13 protein-coding genes and 2 tRNA genes are annotated in these 14,739 nt (G+C 33.5%); 9 read left to right on the forward strand and 6 right to left on the reverse strand.

Annotated elements, in window-relative coordinates:
• Nucleotides 1–335: 335 nt before the first annotated feature.
• From RBH29_RS01555 to RBH29_RS01595, 9 genes are all read left to right on the forward strand, one after another.
• Nucleotides 336–662 carry a hypothetical protein gene (locus RBH29_RS01555; protein WP_306694651.1) on the forward strand — a complete coding sequence of 109 codons (327 nt, stop codon included), beginning with the start codon at nt 336–338 and terminating at the stop codon, nt 660–662.
• On the forward strand, nt 649–2,613 hold the full coding sequence (locus tag RBH29_RS01560; protein WP_306694652.1) for a V-type ATP synthase subunit I: 1,965 nt from the start codon (nt 649–651) through the stop codon (nt 2,611–2,613). The genes RBH29_RS01555 and RBH29_RS01560 overlap by 14 nt, the downstream gene beginning before the upstream one ends.
• A gap of 12 nt (nt 2,614–2,625) precedes the next feature.
• Nucleotides 2,626–3,102 (forward strand): V-type ATP synthase subunit K, encoded by a 477-nt coding sequence (locus RBH29_RS01565; protein WP_306694653.1) that lies wholly within the window; start codon nt 2,626–2,628, stop codon nt 3,100–3,102.
• Between the two features lie 23 nt (nt 3,103–3,125).
• On the forward strand, nt 3,126–3,722 hold the full coding sequence (locus RBH29_RS01570) for a V-type ATP synthase subunit E (RefSeq protein WP_306694655.1): 597 nt from the start codon (nt 3,126–3,128) through the stop codon (nt 3,720–3,722).
• A gap of 54 nt (nt 3,723–3,776) precedes the next feature.
• Nucleotides 3,777–4,793: a V-type ATP synthase subunit C gene (locus RBH29_RS01575; RefSeq protein WP_306694657.1), complete on the forward strand. Its 1,017-nt coding sequence runs from the start codon at nt 3,777–3,779 to the stop codon at nt 4,791–4,793.
• Nucleotides 4,786–5,106 (forward strand): V-type ATP synthase subunit F, encoded by a 321-nt coding sequence (locus tag RBH29_RS01580; RefSeq protein WP_306694659.1) that lies wholly within the window; start codon nt 4,786–4,788, stop codon nt 5,104–5,106. The genes RBH29_RS01575 and RBH29_RS01580 overlap by 8 nt, the downstream gene beginning before the upstream one ends.
• A gap of 116 nt (nt 5,107–5,222) precedes the next feature.
• On the forward strand, nt 5,223–6,947 hold the full coding sequence (locus tag RBH29_RS01585) for a V-type ATP synthase subunit A (protein WP_459076747.1): 1,725 nt from the start codon (nt 5,223–5,225) through the stop codon (nt 6,945–6,947).
• Complete coding sequence (locus tag RBH29_RS01590) at nt 6,940–8,313, forward strand: V-type ATP synthase subunit B (RefSeq protein WP_306694662.1); 1,374 nt, start codon at nt 6,940–6,942, stop codon at nt 8,311–8,313. Before RBH29_RS01585 ends, RBH29_RS01590 begins: the two co-directional genes overlap by 8 nt.
• Nucleotides 8,314–8,367: 54 nt before the next feature.
• Entirely contained in the window at nt 8,368–9,021 is a 654-nt protein-coding gene (locus RBH29_RS01595; protein ID WP_306694663.1) for a V-type ATP synthase subunit D, read from the forward strand.
• Between the two features lie 444 nt (nt 9,022–9,465).
• Here RBH29_RS01595 and RBH29_RS01600 read toward each other — a convergent pair whose 3' ends face one another.
• The 6 genes from RBH29_RS01600 to RBH29_RS01625 all read right to left on the reverse strand — a co-directional run bounded on the left by RBH29_RS01600 (nt 9,466) and on the right by RBH29_RS01625 (nt 14,624).
• Nucleotides 9,466–10,848: an MFS transporter gene (locus RBH29_RS01600; protein ID WP_306694664.1), complete on the reverse strand. Its 1,383-nt coding sequence runs from the start codon at nt 10,846–10,848 to the stop codon at nt 9,466–9,468.
• 144 nt (nt 10,849–10,992) lie between these two features.
• Complete coding sequence (rpmE, locus tag RBH29_RS01605; protein ID WP_306694665.1) at nt 10,993–11,202, reverse strand: 50S ribosomal protein L31; 210 nt, start codon at nt 11,200–11,202, stop codon at nt 10,993–10,995.
• 112 nt (nt 11,203–11,314) lie between these two features.
• Nucleotides 11,315–13,132, reverse strand: a complete 1,818-nt coding sequence (gene rho, locus RBH29_RS01610) for a transcription termination factor Rho (RefSeq protein ID WP_306694666.1) — start codon at nt 13,130–13,132, stop codon at nt 11,315–11,317.
• 210 nt (nt 13,133–13,342) lie between these two features.
• Nucleotides 13,343–14,017 (reverse strand): hypothetical protein, encoded by a 675-nt coding sequence (locus RBH29_RS01615; protein WP_306694667.1) that lies wholly within the window; start codon nt 14,015–14,017, stop codon nt 13,343–13,345.
• 332 nt (nt 14,018–14,349) lie between these two features.
• A tRNA-Thr gene (locus RBH29_RS01620) sits at nt 14,350–14,425 on the reverse strand.
• A 123-nt stretch (nt 14,426–14,548) separates the two neighbouring features.
• A tRNA-Pro gene (locus RBH29_RS01625) sits at nt 14,549–14,624 on the reverse strand.
• Nucleotides 14,625–14,739: the final 115 nt, after the last annotated feature.

Below are 14,739 nucleotides of genomic sequence, written 5' to 3' on the forward strand. Positions count from 1 at the left end.
AATACAAGTGTTTTAAAAGCCTATGAAAAAGCAAAAAAAATTCTATAATATTCTACACGAAGCCTTGATATAAATTTATTATAGTGGTATATTATAAAATATGTATTTTAGGTTCAATAAGCCTCTTGTCTTCTTAACATCTATCAAAGGCAGGAATTATAAAATCATCCCTTAGAGGATATGTGTTGATTTTAAACTTATTGCAAAAGCGTTAAGTAAAATTTAGCTGTAGTAAATACATAAAAAAATTTTGTTTAAAAACATAAAAAATACCGACATTATATAAAGGTATTAATATGTCTTTCATACAATAACAAATACAAGGTGGTGATTTAGTGTCAATTGATTTAATTAAATCGATAACGGAAGTGGAAGAACAGGCAGAGCAAATTAAGAAGAAATCTTTAGAAGATTCCAGACAGATTATTTCCGACGCAAATAACCAGGCAAAAAAAATTGTTGAAGAAGCAGAAGAAAATGCCGATAAAGAGGCTAAAGAAATTATTAACAAATCCGAAGCTTCTGCAAATAAAGAAATTGATAGTTTTAAAGAAGAAGTTTTAAAGGAATGCGAAACAATCAAAAGTCATTCAAGGAAGAATCTTGATAAAGCAATTGATATAATAATAGGAAGGATTGTGAAACCTGATGGCAATAGTTAATATGAATAAACTGTCACTAATAGGCCTTAAATCAGACAAGGAACAAATACTTGAAAACCTTATGAAGATGGGCGTAGTGGAAATTACAGATTTAAGTGAAAAAATGTCGTCAGATGACTGGGATCAGTTAGTTTCAAATGAAGAAAACACCGAAGAGATATCCAAACTTAATGGTAATCTTGACAAAATATCATCGGCACTTGAATATTTGTCAAAAGTCGACACAAGAAAAAAGGGACTCTTTGCAGCAAAAAGAACAGTGAGTATTAACGACTATAAAGATGTTATTAAAGATCAAGATAATCTCTGGGAAGTTGTTGATGAAATTATAGGTTATGACAAAAAGCTTTCGAAATTAAAATCTGAGATAAACAAAAATTCAAATCTCATTTTAAATCTTAAGCCTTGGAAAAAATTAGACGTCCCACTTAATATGCATGGCACTAAAAATACTGCTGTGTTAACAGGCATAGTTCCTGAAATTGCCGACACAAATAGCTTAAGTGAAGAACTGGCTGATGAAGTTCCTGAAAGTCACTTTGAGGTTATTGGAGAGGACAGGGAACAAAGTTATCTTCTTGTTATTTATTTAAATTCAAAAGAAGACGATGTTATGAAAATACTTAAACAATATGGTTTTTCTAAATCAGCTTTTAAAGAGTTTTCCGGTACTGTAGAAGAAAACATTATAAATATGTCAAAAAACATTAAAGATCTTGAAAGTGAAATTTCATCTATAGAGGAAAAAATAGCTTCTTTTACAGATTATCAAAACAACCTTGAAATTTTGCACGATCACATACTTGTTGAAAGAAACAGAAAAAAAGTATCCAGTAATATATTTATAACTAACAAGTCTTTTTTGCTTGAAGGATGGATTCCAGAGACTTCATCAAAGCAAATTAAGCACTATCTTGAAAACACCTATGATTGTTCACTAGAAATTATTGAACCTTCTGAAGATGAGGAGTTTCCTATTTTACTTGCAAACAGAGACTTTTCTCGTTCTGTAGAGCCAATAACAGAAATGTACAGTCTTCCAAACAAAAAGGAAATTGATCCTAACGTGGTAACCGCTCCATTTTTTATACTATTTTTTGGACTTATGCTAAGCGATGGCGGCTACGGTATTATAATGGCAGCCCTTTCAGGCTTTATACTTTTGAAATTTCAACTTGAAGAAGGTATAAAGAAATTTATGAAACTTGTAATGTATTGTGGCTTTTCTACAATGATTTGGGGATTCCTTTTGGGTGGATGGTTTGGCATTTCTGCATTATCTGAAACTGCATTTTGGTTTAGCCTTACTGATGAAACTGAGAAAATGCTAAGTTTCTCACTGCTTTTTGGCATTATCCACATGTTTGTAGGACTTGGCGTAAAAGGCATTAATTTGTATAGGCAAAAAAAGTATTCGGCTATTATATTTGACGTATTCTTTTGGTATGTGCTTTTTACAGGTTTTTCTCTTTTCCTTCTTCCCTATGTTCCTATAATAGATGAAGGATCTGTGTCTGGGCTGGTTGAGATTGGGCAGTATCTTCTTTTAGCAGGTGCTATACTAATTGTACTTAGTCAGGGACGTAACAAAAAAAACATTATACTTAGAATTTTTAGTGGTGCTACAAGTCTTTATGATTTAATAAGTTTTATGAGTGATGTTTTATCTTACTCAAGACTTTTAGCCTTAGGACTTGCTACTTCAGTTATTTCATCAATTGTAAATGAAATGGCACTAATGCTTGGAGTGGATAATATTTTAAAAATAGTATTTGTTGTTGTGATTTTGATTTTTGGTCACCTGTTTAATTTTGCAATAAACGCTCTTGGGGCATATGTGCACTCAAGTAGACTTCAGTATATTGAGTTTTTTGGAAAGTTTTACGAGGGTGGGGGTACAGCCTTCGAACCCTTTAAAGTAGATACAAAATATATTAATCTAAAATACTAGGAGGTAAAATTTATGGAGTTTTTGTTTGAAAATTTGGGCGGTAACATTTGGGCAATGTTTGGGGCAGCAATAGCCTTTTTTGTTGCTGGTATGGGCTCAGCAAAAGGTGTAGGAATAGCAGGTCAGGCAGGTACAGGTGTATTAACTGAAGATCCTGGTAAGTTTGTTCCTGTTATGATTTTAGAAGCACTTGCAAGTACTCAGGCAATTTACGGCTTTGTTATTTCATTTTTAATTCTTGGTAATATTGATGCTAGTGCTACTTTGCCTTTACAAAGTGGTCTTTTCCTTTTTGCCGCTGGTATTCCTGTCGGTTTAACAGGTTTGATGTCAGGTATTTATCAGGGAAAAGTTGCTGCTTCAGGTATAAACTTAATAGCTAAAAGACCTGAAAGCATGGGTAAGGCTATTACACTTGCACTTATGGTTGAAATGTTTGCTATTCTAGCTTTTATAATTTCATTTTTAATGCTAGGTGCAATTAATTAATCTACTAAAAAGGAGTGTCCTATATGTCAGGAGTAAATAAAATCAAAGAGAGGATACTTGATGAAGCTCGCTTACAAGCAGAAGAAACTACTAAACGAGCTAAAAAGGAAGCATCTGAAATAATAACTGATGCCAAAAAAGAGGCAGAAGATAAAAAAAATAAAATAATAGAAAATGCAAAAGCAGAAGCTGTGGAAGTCAAAAAAAGACTTAAAGCAGTGGCTGAACTTGAAGCTAGAAAGCAAAAACTTCAAGCTAAACAGGAAGTTGTTGAAGAAGCTTTTGAAAATACAATTAAAAAGCTAACCCAAATGCCTGATGAAGAATATATTTCTATTATTACTGATTTGATTGTTGGCTCAGTGAGAAATGGTACTGAGGAAGTTGTACTATCTGAAAAAGATAAAAAAAGGTTGCCCTCTGATTTTACAGAAAAAATTAATAAGAAACTATCTTCAAGAAACACCAGTGGAAAGGTCACTGTTTCAAGTGAAACAAGAAATATCAATGGAGGATTCATTTTAAAGCTAGGTGATATAGAAGTTAATAACTCCTTTGATTCAATAATAAGGATGAAACGTGATGAAATTGAAACAGATGTAATTAAATCACTGTTTTAATTTATAACGTTTTCACAGTGTTAAAACTTATTATTTGTGAAAGGAGGATTTCATTTGCCAACTACTAAAAAAATAGATGAATTAAATTATATATATGTTGTTTCAAGAATTCGAGCTATAGAAAAAAAACTATTAAGCAATTTAAAATTTGACAGAATGGTTGATTCAAAAACACCTGATGAAGCACTTAAAACACTTTTAGAAGCAGATTATGGCCTTAAGACAGACGTAAAAAGTGCTCTTCAATATGAAGAACTTTTAAAAGAGGAATATAATAAGGTTTATCAACTTTTAAGCGAACTAGCTCCAGAACCTGACATAATAAATATGTTTCTTATGTCAAATGACTACCACAATATTAAAGTGTTTTTAAAGTCTGAATTTTCTGGTCAGGAATCTACAGACATTATAGTAGAGCCAGGTTCTATACCTGTAAAAACTCTTGAAATAATGATTCAAGACAGAAACTTAAGTGATATGTCATCTGTTATGAGAAATGCAGTTGAAGATTGTATAGAAACTTTTGGAAAGACAAAAAATCCACAAATTATTGACTTAATAATGGACAAAGCACAATATACTCATATGAAGGAACTGGCAGAAGCATCTGGAAGTGAATTTATAAATGATTTAATTGTAATAATGATTGATATTTGTAACTTAAGAATTTTTTTAAGGATAAAAAATCTCAAAAAGACATGGGATTTTCTCCAAAAGATTTTGATTCCCGGGGGGGAAATTGATACTAAAGTATTTGTGGAAAACCTAGATGGCACATTAGAAAATTTTTTGGAAGCTTTAAGATATACTAGATATGGTGATTTTTTAGAAGAAAGCATTGACGGTGGTGATTTTTCCAAAAACCTTACGAAATTTGAAAAGTTATGTGATAATTTTATAATTTCCTTTGTGAAAAAAGCTAAGTTTTTGTCTTTTGGCATAGAGCCACTTATAGGTTATTTAATTGCAAAGGAAACAGAAATTAAAAATGCAAGAATTATTATGGTAGGTAAAATTAATGATATTCCAAACGAAAAAATAAGAGAAAGGCTGAGAGAGGCTTATGTATAAAATAGGAGTTATAGGTGATAAAGATAGTATTATGGGCTTTAAGGCTGTGGGAATCTCTACCTTCCCTGTATCAACACCTCTCGAAGCCCAGGAGACTTTGGAAAAAATAGCTGATGACGAATATGCCGTTGTTTACATTACCGAACAAATGGCCAAGGATATTGTCTCTACAATTGAACAATACAGTGAGAGAAGATTTCCTGCAATAATACCTATACCAGGAAACGCCGGCTCATTGGGAATAGGTGTTCAGGGTGTTAAAAAGAGTGTTGAACGTGCAGTAGGTGCTGATATACTATTTAAAGATGAGTAAAATGATATAGATTAAAGTGCCTGCATTGATTGGTAAAATATTGATGAAAGAAGGGATGAGCATTGAGCAAAGGAACAATAGTTAAAGTCTCGGGCCCTTTGGTAATTGCTGAAGGTATGCGTGATGCAAATATGTTTGACGTTGTACGCGTAAGTGAACACAAGTTAATAGGTGAAATAATAGAAATGCATGGAGATAAAGCTTCCATTCAGGTTTATGAAGAAACAACAGGATTAGGTCCTGGAGAACCTGTTGTTTCAACAGGGGTTCCCCTCAGCGTTGAATTGGGACCTGGACTTATTGAAAATATGTTTGACGGTATACAAAGACCTCTTGAAAAAATGAGAGAACTGGTTGGAAGTAATATAACAAGAGGTATTGAAGTTACTTCTTTAGACAGGGAAAAAAAGTGGAAATTCGTACCCACTGTGGAAAAAGGAATTAAGGTACGTGCAGGCGACATTATAGGCACGGTGCAGGAAACAGTTGTTATAGAACATAAAATAATGATACCCTACGGTGTCAGTGGAACAATCCAAAAAATCAAAGAAGGCAGTTACACTGTTGACGACACTGTTGCTGTAATTAAAAAAGATAATGGCGAAAAAGTCAATGTTCAGATGATGCAAAGGTGGCCTGTTCGTAACGGAAGGCCATATAAAGAAAAGTTACCACCTGACACACCACTTATAACAGGTCAAAGGGTAATAGATACCTTCTTTCCCATTGCTAAAGGTGGAGTTGCAGCAGTTCCAGGTCCTTTTGGGAGCGGTAAAACTGTTGTTCAGCACCAGCTTGCCAAGTGGGCTGACGCTGAAATAGTTGTATATATAGGTTGTGGTGAACGTGGTAACGAGATGACAGATGTTTTGATGGAATTTCCCGAGCTAAAAGACCCAAAAACCGGGGAATCTTTGATGAAGAGAACTGTACTTATTGCAAACACATCAGATATGCCTGTTGCTGCAAGAGAAGCATCTATATACACTGGAATCACCATTGCGGAATACTTTAGGGATATGGGCTACAGTGTAGCCTTAATGGCAGACTCCACTTCTCGCTGGGCAGAAGCCTTAAGAGAAATGTCTGGAAGACTTGAAGAAATGCCTGGTGAAGAGGGATATCCTGCATATCTAGGATCAAGACTTGCACAGTTTTATGAAAGGGCTGGAAGAGTTAACAGCCTTGGAACAAATGGAAGAGAAGGTGCCCTTACTGCTATAGGTGCAGTATCCCCTCCAGGAGGAGATATTTCCGAGCCTGTTACCCAGGCAACTTTAAGAATAGTAAAGGTGTTTTGGGGACTTGATTCATCTTTAGCATATAGACGTCACTTTCCTGCTGTAAACTGGCTTTTAAGTTATTCACTTTATCTTGACAGATTGGATAAGTGGATTATTGAAAATGTTTCGAAAAACTGGGAGACTCTCAGATCAGATGCAATGAAGATATTGCAGGAAGAAGCAGAGCTAGAGGAGATTGTAAGGCTTGTTGGTGTTGATGCCCTTTCTCCAGTTGACCGATTGACTTTAGAGGCTGCCAAATCCATACGTGAAGACTATCTTCACCAAAATGCATTTCACGATGTGGATACTTATACCTCACTTAACAAACAGTTTAGAATGTTACAACTTATAATGGACTTTTATTACCAAGGTAAAAAAGCTATTGAAGCAGGTGTAGGCATAAAAGAATTATTTGACCTACCTGTAAGAGAGAGAATTGGAAGATCTAAATATACAATTGAAGATCAGGTAAATACTAATTTATATAAGATTGAAACTGAACTTAAAGAACAAATAGACTCCCTTATATCAAAGGAGGTGGGCAAGAATGCTTAAAGAATACAAAACCATATCAGAAGTTGCAGGTCCATTAATGCTTGTTAAAAAAGTTGAAGGAGTAAAATATGGTGAACTAGGAGAAATAGAACTGGAAAATGGTGAAATCAGAGGATGCAGAGTTCTTGAAATAAATGAAGACGACGCATTGGTTCAGCTTTTTGAAAGTGCTGCTGGTATAAATGTTGCAGAAAGTAAAGTAAGGTTTTTAGGAAGAGGAATAGAATTTCCTGTTTCATTAGATATGCTTGGAAGAGTATTTAGCGGACTTGGCAAACCAATAGACGGAGGTCCAAAGATTATTCCTGATACAAGACTTGATATAAATGGTATTCCAATGAATCCAGCGGCAAGAAATTACCCTTCAGAATTTATACAAACAGGTGTTTCTGCTATAGATGGTCTAAACACACTTGTAAGGGGACAAAAGCTTCCTATATTTTCAGGTTCCGGTCTACCTCACGCTCAGCTTGCAGCTCAGATTGCAAGACAGGCAAAGGTTTTGGGAACTGACAGTAAATTTGCTGTTGTATTTGCAGCAATTGGTATAACTTTTGAAGAATCTGAATATTTTATATCTGACTTTAAACGAACAGGTGCTATAGATCGTACGGTACTTTTTATTAATCTGGCAGACGACCCGGCAATCGAGCGTATATCTACGCCTAGATCAGCACTTACTGCTGCTGAGTACCTTGCATTTGAAAAAGACATGCATGTACTTGTAATTTTAACCGATATAACAAACTATGCCGAAGCTCTAAGAGAGGTTTCTGCTGCTAGAAAGGAAGTGCCTGGTAGAAGAGGATATCCAGGTTATTTATATACCGATCTTGCCACTTTATATGAAAGAGCCGGAAGGAAAAGAGATTCAGAAGGAAGTATTACTTTAATACCAATACTAACTATGCCTGAGGACGATAAAACTCACCCTATCCCTGACCTTACAGGCTATATAACAGAGGGTCAGATAATACTAAACAGGGAGCTTTATAGACGTGGTATAATGCCTCCTATTGATGTTTTGCCTTCTCTATCCCGCCTAAAGGATAAAGGTATAGGAAAGAATAAAACCAGAGAAGATCATGCAGATACAATGAATCAACTGTTTTCTGCATATGCAAGAGGTAAAGAGGCAAAAGAGCTGGCTGTAATATTAGGTGATGCTGCTTTATCTGACATAGATAAGCTGTATTCTAAATTTGCAGATGCTTTTGAAAAAGATTATGTATCTCAAGGTTTTGAAGAAGACAGAACCATTGAAAAAACATTACAAACAGGTTGGGATCTTCTTTCAATACTTCCTCGCTCTGAGCTTAAACGTATCAAAGACGAGTTTCTTGATAAGTATTTGTCTGAGAAATGACTTTAAATTATTATTTGGTCATTTTTTAAACATCGCAAAAAGGAGTTAATCATTATGGCTGTAATGCGAGTAAATCCAACTAGAATGGAACTTACACGACTTAAAAAAAGGCTTAAAGTTGCAAGAAGAGGACACAAGCTTTTAAAAGATAAAAGAGACGAATTGATGAAAAAGTTCCTTGATCTAGTTCGAAAAAATAAAGAATTACGTGAAAAAGTAGAAGACATGCTAATGAAAGTTCATGAAAATTTTCTTATTGCTAGAGCTGTTATGTCTTCTGAATCACTTGAAGGAGCTTTGATGTTTCCAAAACAGGGAATATCACTGGATGTATCCACACAAAACATAATGAGCGTGGACGTGCCTGTTTTGGATTATAAGATGTCAAGTTCTGAAGAGAGTGATATATATCCTTATGGCTTTGCAACCACTTCTGGAGAACTTGACAGTGCTATAGGGACATTGGCAGAAGTGCTTCCTGCTATATTAGAACTTGCACAAATGGAAAAATCCTCACAGCTTCTTGCACAGGAAATTGAAAAGACAAGAAGAAGGGTTAATGCTTTAGAGTATGTCTTAATACCTCAACTTACTGACACAATCAAGTATATAACTATGAAACTTGAAGAAAATGAAAGAGGTAATTTGACAAGACTTATGAAAGTTAAAGATATGATGTTAGAAGAGGCAAGAAAGGCAGCACATTAGTTGGAAGTTAGAAGTTAGAAGTTACATAAAAGAGAGAGGGGTCAGCCCTCTCTCTTTTATTTTATAGTTTGAAGCTAAGTTGACAGTAAACTTCTGGATTAAAATTGAATTTTAAAATACAATGAGATATTTCATTTGGTTTGTCCTAAAAAAGGTTGTTATTGTCTTATTTTGGAATAACGAGGGTAAAAAAATGAGAGCTCCGGTAAAAAGCTCTCGAACAAGGGGAGTAACTTTGAGAAAAAGAAGTTACTCTATGTTATAATACCACATACACCATGAAATAATCAAGAATATTTAAAAATTTTTTTAATTTTTTTTAAAAAAACTCTTTATATATCTTAAAAAAACCAAATGCATACAAAACAAGTTATATTCAGGAAATATATTGGAAATATTTTATCTTATTCTAGTGTTCTTTCCTCTATACCCAAAAACAGAATTTCACTTGGTCTTTTGATAAAGAGTATTGTCTCTTGCCAACGATATAAATACACCTGCAATACATAATATGCTAAAAATTAAAAATGTGACCCTTTCACTTTTTAATAATAAAAAATAATTCTGTGGATTTATTTCTGATCTTCCTACATATATTCCAATTATCAAGGATGCTACCGCCATACTAAACATCTGACCTGTAACTTTGGTTGTTCCTATAATTGCTGAAGTCAGTCCATAAAACTTTTCTTCAACTGAACTCATTATTGCATGGATATTTGGAGCAGCAAAAAAAGCAAGTCCAACTCCCAACACCATTAAACTTATAACTATAAAAACAATACTGGTTTCTACATTTATAAATGAAAGGGTGAACAGCGAAAGTGAAGTAATAAAAAGTCCAAATGAAGAAATTTTTCTTGATTCTATTTTGTCCGAAAGCCTTCCTGCCAGTATTGAAAACAAAATCATTACCACAGGTTGTGACAGCAATATAAGACCTGTCTGCCCCGGATTAAACCCTTTTATATACTGTAGATATAAACTCAACAAAAAACTCACTGCAAAGGTTGTTCCATAGTTTATAAAAGCTGCAACATTTGAAAAGGTAAATTTTCTATTTTCTTTGAATAGATTCATATTTAAAACAGGCTCTTTTACTTTCAATTCCCACTTTATAAAAAAAACCGACAACAATAATCCAAAAAACAAAAAAAGTATTCCAGTATATTGAGGAAGAATTGATAACCCATATGTAAACATTAAAAGCATTAACCCATAAAGCAGCGATCCAAAATAATCAAATCCTGATGTCTTCTCACCGTACCATTCATTTTTCAACTTAAATAAAATTAGTAAAAAAACAATGCTACCTAATGGAAGATTTGCTGCAAAAATACTTCTCCAACCAAATAAATTGGTTAAAACGCCTCCTATTGAAGGCCCTGCTGTTAAACCAGCATATATTGAAGCTGTATTAATTCCAATAGCTTTTCCCCGTTCTTTTTCTGGATACGCCGATGTTAAAATTGCAGTTCCTGTACTAAACAGCATGGCACTACCTAGCCCCTGTATTACTCTAAAAAAAATAAGCATTCCAGCTGAAAATGAAACAGAACATCCAAAAGATGCAAGTACAAATGTAATTATTCCATAAGTATATATTTTTTTTCTGCCAAATTTATCTCCTATTTTCCCAAAAGGAACAAGAAAAACAGCAGAGGATAAAAGATATGATGTAGCTACCCAACTAAGTAAAATTGCTCCCATAGAAAACTCTTCACCTATATCAGGCAGTGCTATGTTAATTGATGATGCCATAAAAGGCGTTAAAAATGACCCTAAAGATGCAATTATTAAAACAATTCTTTTTGAAGCTAATGCCATGTTAAATAAATTACCTCTAATTTTTCAAATTATTTTTAAGTAATTAAAATATTTTATTATTATTTCCAAAAAGAAAAAAATAATGCAGAAATTTATTTTTCAAAAAATTAAGACAAGAGAACCGTCCCCTTGTCTTTAAGATATTTAGTCTTTATTTTTAATGCCAAATCTTTTATTAAACTTATCAACACGGCCACCTGTATCTACCAGCTTTTGCTTGCCAGTATAGAAAGGATGACAATTAGAACATATCTCAACATGTACATCTTTTCTAGTAGATCCAGTTTCATAAGTGGCACCGCATGCACATTTAATAGTAGTTTCTGAATACTTTGGGTGTATAGCCTCTTTCATATTTTTCACCTACTTTCAAACTTTATACAATTAACTTCACATACTAAATATTTATACATTAATCTTAAAATGCAAAAAATATTGTATCATAAAACAGGGATATGTGCAAGAATTATTTGTCGACAAAAGCCAAATTAATACTATTGACAAAATCAACATTATTCTTTGTTTGCACTAATCGATTTACAAGCATCTCTGTTACTTCACCTGTTCCCATATTACTCATGGCTTTCCTTATAGCCCATATTCCCTCAAGTTCTTTTTGACCAAGCAACAAGTCTTCTCTTCTTGTACCTGATTTGTTTATGTCTATTGCAGGGAATATTCTTTTTTCTGATAGTTTTCTGTCTAAGTGAAGTTCCATATTACCTGTTCCCTTAAACTCCTCAAATATAACATCATCCATCCTGCTTCCTGTTTCAATAAGAGCAGTAGCCATTATTGTAAGACTTCCACCAAACTCTATATTTCTTGCAGCTCCAAAAAATCTTTTTGGTTTATGAAGTGCACCTGGGTCAAGACCTCCTGATAATGTCCTTCCTGTTGGCGGTATTGTAAGGTTATATGCCCTTGCAAGCCTTGTAATACTATCTAATAGTATTACAACATCCTTCTTTTGTTCAACAAGCCTCTGTGCTCTTTCTAAAACCATTTCTGCAACTTTTATATGATGTTCTGGGACTTCATCAAATGTAGAGTATATAACTTCACCATTTATAGAACGTTGCATATCTGTTACTTCCTCAGGTCTTTCATCAATAAGTAATACAATAAGTTCAAACTCTGAATAATTTCTTGTAATAGCATTTGCAACCTTCTTTAATAAAATTGTCTTACCTGCTTTAGGAGGCGAAACAATCATACCACGCTGTCCCTTACCTATTGGTGCTATTAAATCAATTAATCTAGTTGACAATTCTCTTGGAGCTGTTTCAAGAGTAATCCTGTCCTCTGGATATATAGGTGTTAAATACTCAAAAGACGTTCTTTTAGTCGCTGCCTCAGGGGGATCCCCATTAACTGTTTGAACATATAATAAAGCCTGAAATTTCTCCCCTTCTTTTGGGATCCTTCCTTTACCTCTGATTTTATCACCTGTTCTTAAGTTAAAACGTCTGATTTGTGATGGCGAAACATATACATCTCTAGGACCAGATAAATAGTTATCACTTCTTAAAAATCCATAACCATCAGGTAAAACTTCTAGCACTCCCTCAACTGGATCATCACTTTCAATCTTCTCAAATCCATTAGAATGGCTAAAATTTTCTCCGTTTCTTTTGTGAGTTACATTTCTCTTTTCATGCTTAGAACCATTTCCATTCCCTGAATCTTTCCTTGCCTCCGCCTTTTTATCATCACGGTCGGAATGAAAATTCTGTACTGGTCTTTCATCTCTTTTAACAACTTCATTATTTTGTTTCTTATTTTGAAGCTTTTCGTTGGCGGATTCTTTAATATTATTTTGATGATTTTGTGTAGTCTCTTTAACTGTCTGACTTTTGACATCTGTGCTTTCAGTCTTTCTTCTTCCTGTGTCCTTTTCATTATTGTCTTGTTTTTTATTATCTTCTTTGACTTCCCTCTTATCCTCTTTAACTTCTTCTCTGTCTTTTTTTTCAGTATCATCTGAAACTTTAACTGTCTTTGGTCTTCCCCTCTTAGACTTTCTTAACACAGGAGTTTCTTCTTGTTTTTTAGCTTCTTCAGTCTTCTTGGACTTTTTTTCAACATCGATATCTAATTTTTTCGTTTTAGTTTCTACTTTACTTGATTTTTTATCTTGTTCAGCATTTTCAATCTTTTGAGATTGATAAATTTTTTCAATAAGTTCACTCTTTCGCAACCTGGTAATGCTTTTTAATCCCATCATTTTTGCAATATACCTCAGGTCCTCAAGTGTCTTATCTTTAAGATTAATACCCTCCATATCACACCACCTTACTTAAACATAGTTATATATAAATTTACAGGGAGTTCATTAATTAGATAAAGTAAGTAAAACCCTTGCACGGAAGAAAGGTTAGTACTTTGAGGAGAATGTTAGAGTATCTCTACAAACAATAACTATTATATCAACACACATAAAATTTGTCAATTATAAAATTTCACAGTTTTTGAAAAAATCAAGCTGATATAATTATAGAAATCTCCCATCTCTTTTAATTATAAATGGTTCCATTGGCTTTAAATCCACTGGTTGTTCTTCATCTAAAAGCATAATTTTCTTTATCAATAAATTAACTTTCAAGTGTTCATTAGATGAAGCATATATAATTTTATTACCCGGACATAGATTACACCTCAAATAAATTTTATCAGAAAGCAGTAACAATTCAATATCATCATTACCACATTCACAAAATAAATTACCCCTTTCAGCTATATCATGAATGATATTCAATGAATCAAACATAACCTGAGTATTATTAAAATAATTATCATACCCAAACATGTTTATTAACTCATCATACTCTCTTTCTAAATTATCTATCTTTTCTCTTACTATCTGGTCACTCCCCATAAAACATTGCTTCATACCAGTATTTGGACAATTAAAAATATAGATTTCCTGAGCAATAAATTCTTTTACACTCATTAAATAAGTGTGATTAGTTCCACATCCCATACATGGTATAACAGTCCTAAAAGTTGAAGGACTCTCTTTTTTTATTACCAGTGACGATCCTTTGCAGCGACAAGTAAAAACAATCTCTTCTTTTTGTGGTATTTCAAATAGAGATATGTTGTTAAACTGGAATGTTCCACATGAAGAACACTTGTAAGCAAAGGTTGTACCAGTATTAATTATCATTTTACCCACCTCTATATAATTAATTCGTTAAATACACGAAAAATCCTCTTTTTATTTTTCTATTCTTAAACAAATACTTTCAGAATAGATACTTTATTAAATGTACATGTCACTTGCTTTCTAGTATGAGACTCATGCACAAAGACATTCATTTGCGTTCAGTATTTTCATCATATAATTTGTAAACTTTTCATGAATGTCTATTAAAGAGAATATATAAAATTCTATAGAAATGGTTTCCATGAATCATATATATTAAACCCACATTATAAAAATTATCTAATTTTCAACTTGTATGTGCGGCCTAATAAAAAATCCTGCATATGCAAGATTGGAGCTGGTGGACGGACTCGAACCCCCGACCTGCTGATTACAAGTCAGCTGCTCTACCAACTGAGCTACACCAGCTTAAATTATAATATCTTTTCAAAAAAATAATTTGCCTGCCCTAAAACTCTAATCCTAGACAACGACAAATCACTTTGCTAACTTTAAACCCTTGTTACAAACAATCTTTTAGCTGTAATTCATTGGTCGGGGTGAGAGGACTTGAACCCCCGGCCCCATGGTCCCAAACCACGTGCGCTACCAGCTGCGCTACACCCCGATTTTTTTTAGCAACAAAAAGTATTTTACTACATAGTATATTATTATTCAAACTGATATTTCTTCAATTTTTCGATATTAGGTCTGTAAATCTCTATATTTCTTGCTTTTTCGCT

The sequence above is a fragment of the Herbivorax alkaliphila genome (assembly GCF_030848475.1).
In the GTDB taxonomy this organism is placed as follows: domain Bacteria; phylum Bacillota; class Clostridia; order Acetivibrionales; family Acetivibrionaceae; genus Herbivorax.

Bases quoted from the DNA above. Each gene is read 5' to 3' on its own strand.
- RBH29_RS01560 (WP_306694652.1), top strand. From the start codon at position 649: ATGGCAATAGTTAATATGAATAAACTGTCACTAATAGGCCTTAAATCA.
- RBH29_RS01565 (WP_306694653.1), top strand. From the start codon at position 2,626: ATGGAGTTTTTGTTTGAAAATTTGGGCGGTAACATTTGGGCAATGTTT.
- RBH29_RS01570 (WP_306694655.1), top strand. From the start codon at position 3,126: ATGTCAGGAGTAAATAAAATCAAAGAGAGGATACTTGATGAAGCTCGC.
- RBH29_RS01580 (WP_306694659.1), top strand. From the start codon at position 4,786: ATGTATAAAATAGGAGTTATAGGTGATAAAGATAGTATTATGGGCTTT.
- RBH29_RS01585 (WP_459076747.1), top strand. From the start codon at position 5,223: ATGCGTGATGCAAATATGTTTGACGTTGTACGCGTAAGTGAACACAAG.
- RBH29_RS01590 (WP_306694662.1), top strand. From the start codon at position 6,940: ATGCTTAAAGAATACAAAACCATATCAGAAGTTGCAGGTCCATTAATG.
- RBH29_RS01595 (WP_306694663.1), top strand. From the start codon at position 8,368: ATGGCTGTAATGCGAGTAAATCCAACTAGAATGGAACTTACACGACTT.
- RBH29_RS01600 (WP_306694664.1), bottom strand. From the start codon at position 10,848: ATGGCATTAGCTTCAAAAAGAATTGTTTTAATAATTGCATCTTTAGGG.
- rpmE (WP_306694665.1), bottom strand. From the start codon at position 11,202: ATGAAAGAGGCTATACACCCAAAGTATTCAGAAACTACTATTAAATGT.
- rho (WP_306694666.1), bottom strand. From the start codon at position 13,132: ATGGAGGGTATTAATCTTAAAGATAAGACACTTGAGGACCTGAGGTAT.
- RBH29_RS01615 (WP_306694667.1), bottom strand. From the start codon at position 14,017: ATGATAATTAATACTGGTACAACCTTTGCTTACAAGTGTTCTTCATGT.